We start from the raw sequence: 346 nt of genomic DNA on the forward strand, positions 1-346 counted from the left end.
TTTGGTGGCGATAGCGAAGAGGTCACACCCGTTCCCATACCGAACACGGAAGTTAAGCTCTTCAGCGCCGATGGTAGTCGGGGGTTTCCCCCTGTGAGAGTAGGACGCCGCCAAGCAATTGCACGCTTGTGTAATTAAAAAAGAAAAAAGTTGTTGACTTTGAAGAAGCAACGTTGTATACTAATAAAGTTGCTTTAACAAAGCGAACAAATGAAATGATCTTTGAAAACTAAACAAGACAAAACGTACCTGTTAATTCATTTTTAAATAAATCGCACAGCGATGTGCGTAGTCAGTCAAACTACTTTATCGGAGAGTTTGATCCTGGCTCAGGACGAACGCTGGC

Annotated in this window: 1 rRNA gene; it reads left to right on the top strand. The window is 43.1% G+C overall.

The window, feature by feature from the left end:
* Positions 1 to 116, top strand: a 5S ribosomal RNA gene (gene rrf, locus KHQ79_RS22135).
* Positions 117 to 346 lie beyond the last annotated feature (230 nt).

The organism is Bacillus sp. TSO22 (assembly GCF_020223595.1).
In the GTDB taxonomy this organism is placed as follows: Bacteria; Bacillota; Bacilli; order Bacillales; family Bacillaceae; genus Bacillus; species Bacillus inaquosorum.